The following is a 3,974-nucleotide window of genomic DNA, read 5'->3' as shown; positions in this document are numbered from 1 at the left end:
CAACAAAATGCAATATTTTGAAGAAATTCCGAAAGAGGATCGTCCTGATTTAGCGGCTCAACATGAGTTTGATATGACCAAAGATCCAAATCTTGGTTACCCGCCTATTCATAGAAAAATTGATGCTTTTAAAGAAGCTCAAAGATTACTAAGAAGAAAATCTTCAGGGAAGGCAATAGCAAATGTTCAATGGGACGAGCGAGGTCCTAATAACGTTGGTGGACGTACCAGAGCTTTGATTTGGGATCCCAATGACATAACAGGAAAGAAAGTATTTTCTGGAACGGTAGCGGGAGGTCTTTGGTATAATAACGATATAACTGATGTTGATTCGGAATGGCAGAATATTGATGATTTCATGGCTAATCTTTCGATAAGTACTCTTGCCTACGACCCAAATAATACACAGGTATTTTATGCAGGTACAGGATTAGGATTCACAGGAAGGTTGCGTGGTGCTGGTATTTGGAAATCTACAGATGGAGGAACGTCTTGGAACCAAATAACAAGCACAGACAATAGTGATTTTTACTACACCCAAAAAATAGTAATTACGAACACTTCGCGAATTTTTGCTTTAACTGCAGCATTGGAAATACAAGATATAGTCCAAGGCACAAATCCAGGTTTACGGTATTCTGATGATGGTGGAATCACATGGAATACTGCCATTAGCAATATAAATATGGCTGATATCGAGATTGAAGATGATGGGGTTAATGGAGAAACTTTATATGCTTCTGATATGAGTGGTGGTGTATATAAATCAATCGATAATGGTGAAAACTGGTCAGATATTTCACCGGGTGATACTGGAAATAGAGTTGAGTTGGCAGTGGCGCCTAGTGATGTTAACACGGTCTATGCTGTGGCAGCTTTAGGCACAAATGTAGGCTGGTTTAAAAAATCAGTTGATGGTGGTGATACGTGGAGCAATGTAACAATTCCTTTATACCTGGAGCAGACAGGCTGTACTGCTGGATCAAATGATTTCACGAGAGGACAGGCATGGTTTGATTTAATTTTAGCTGTATATCCAAATGACCCTAATTCTGTAATAGCAGGAGGTATAGATTTACATCGAACAACAGACGGAGGCACGAGTTGGGAACCTTTGTCGTATTGGACAGGGAGATGTGATGATTACGTACATGCTGACCAACACCAAATTGTGTTTAAACAAGGAAGTAACAACGAGGCAATTTTCGGAAATGACGGAGGTGTTTTTTACTCTTCAGAATTAGATCTTGCAGACCCTGATTTTGTTGAAACAATCAATGGATATAATACAGCCTTGTTTTATGCTACGGCAGCTGCTAATGTATCCGGTAGTAATATTTATTTGGCAGGAGCCCAAGATAACGGTTCCAATTTATTTACAACTTACGGAATTAATGAGGCTATTGAAGTAACTGGGGGTGATGGAGCGTACTGCTTTATTAATCAGCAAAATCCTAACATTATGATAACCAGCTATGTATACAACAACTACTACATAACCTTGGATGGTTGGAGTTCATTTAATGGCACCGCAAGTGATAATAGTGGAAACTTTATTAACCAAGCTGATTATGATGAAGATGCTGATATATTATATGCAACCAGAAATGGAAATGAAATCGCTGTTTATTCAAATATTTCTTCTGGATCTCCTACTAAGACTATAAAATCTGTAAGTATAGGAGGTAGACAAACCAGTAATTTAATAGCTTCACCTTATACTGACAATCGTCTAATTGTTGGTACTGAAGGTGGAAACATCTACCTAATAGATGATGCTAACTCTTCACCAACAGTTACACTACTGGGTTCAAATGTACCTGGAGCCAACGTTTCATCAATTGATATTGGCTCATCAGATGACCACCTTTTGGTAACATATTCCAATTATGGGGTAATCTCTGTATGGGAAACAAACGATGGTGGCGATACTTGGAATAATAAAGAAGGTAATTTACCTGATATGCCTATTAGATGGGGACTTTATAATCCAAATAATAGATCTGAAGTAATGCTGGCAACTGAATTAGGTGTCTGGACTACTGACGACATTTCACAAATAACTCCTGAGTGGGAACCAAGTAATGAAGGACTAGCAAATGTAAGATGTGATATGTTACAATATCGTGAGTCGGATCAGCAAGTTGTGGTAGCAACGTTCGGGAGAGGGCTGTTTACAAGTTATGCATTTTTAGAAGGGTCAATTGCAGCCTTTGAGCCTGATACCAGAATAACATATGTTGGTAAAGAGGTTACTTTTGACAATAGATCAGTAGGTGATGCGACTACTTTCTCATGGAATTTTGGAGATGGAGTCTCTTCTTCGTTAGAGGATACGAAACATACTTATTCAACACCAGGAAAGTTCACAATTTCATTAGAAGTTAATGGTGGAGAGGATGTAGAATATAGAGAAATAACTGTTCTGCCAAATAGAGATGGAAATTATAGTCTCAATGACGGAGGCGATTTTGATGAATATGTGAATGATTTTTATGCCGATAATATTGCAGGTACAAAATTTGAACTTGGTTCTTCAACTATTGATAAGAAAGATGGGACAGTAAGTGGTGTTAATGCTTGGGTTACCGGCTTAAATGACGCCCAGTATCTAAATAATTCTACAGCTATACTTTACTCACCGCACTTTGATTTATCTACAGCTGGTACGTACAATTTATCATTCCAAACTAAATATAGCTTCGAGCCTGAGTGGGAAGGCTTCATTGTAGAATACACAATTGATAGTGGTTCTACCTGGAATAAATTAAACCCAGTAATAGAAGCAGGGTGGTATAATGAGACCACAGTTCCTGAGGCAATTGCTTTTGAAGGTTCTTCTCCAATATTTGGGGATAACACCAATGGTGAATTTGTAGAAATGTCTACTGATATATCTTCTTTGTCAGGTTCAGGAAGAGTAGGTTTTAGAGTTGTTTTTAAAACAGATCCCGGTACAACGGATGTAGGAATGGCACTGGATGATTTTACAATTTCAGGTCCAAGTTTAAATGCAGTCCCTGATTTTGCTATAGAAGATCAGACATTATCGACATGTGAAGGTACTGAGATTACATTTTATGACTTATCTACAGGTGATATTTCATCTTGGAGTTGGGATTTCGGAACAACTGCCTCTCCGTCAACAGCTACAGGTAGAGGCCCACATGTTGTAACATTTAACACGACTGGTACTGCTGATGTCTCACTAACTGTGATTGGTGATACAAATGGCTCTCAATCCATCACAAAACCTGGCTATGTTAGTATATTAACTAATCCTGTTAACGAAAAAGTCGTGCGTGTATCAGAGGAAAACATATGCTATGGAGAAACGACTTCAATTATTATAGAGAATAGTGACACTGACTTTACTTATCAGGTGTTTGATGTAAATACTGACGAATCAATTAGTAATTTGATTTCAGGAAATAATGCTGACTTAGTGGTTACAACGGGAGAATTGGTGAATAACTCTAGCTTTTACGTATTAGTAGAAGATAAAAATTCTAACTGTTCAAAGGTACTCAATGATAGACCTGTGGTTAGTGTTAATGCACCGGTACCTTCAAATACTACAATTAATGATGATGTCATCTGTTCGGGAGAGTTTGCTTCAGCGTCTATTGAGCTGGCGCAATCTGGCGTTGAATACTATTTTATCGACTCCGAAACTAGAGCAATATTAGGTGATAAGGTAGAAGGTCAAGATGCTGATTTGAGCATTAACTCAAGTGTTTTGGAGGAAGACACAGAAGTAATAATAGTTTCGAAATCTACAACTACTACTTGTGAATTAGAACAAACGGAATCTATATATATTAAGGTGAACGAGTTGCCTGAGGCTTCAATTACTGCTGATGGCTCTGTTTTATCTGCTCCGGAAGGAGGTATTTTCTACCAATGGTTATTGGATGGAGATACACTTGAAACAGAAACTAGCAGAACTTTAAGTGTAATGTCTCTAGGTGAAT

Annotated in this window: 1 protein-coding gene; it reads left to right on the top strand. The window is 38.0% G+C overall.

Translation table 11 applies throughout. The annotated features are described in order from the left end of the window. Positions 1-7: 7 nt before the first annotated feature. Positions 8-3,974 (top strand): PKD domain-containing protein (locus tag E1176_RS04565; protein WP_155209390.1); only part of this gene is annotated, 3,967 nt, incomplete at its 3' end.

This window comes from Fulvivirga aurantia (genome assembly GCF_009711475.1).
In the GTDB taxonomy this organism is placed as follows: domain Bacteria; phylum Bacteroidota; class Bacteroidia; order Cytophagales; family Cyclobacteriaceae; genus Fulvivirga; species Fulvivirga aurantia.
Note: the sequence above shows the minus strand (reverse complement) of the source record. Positions and strands in the feature narration are given on the sequence as shown.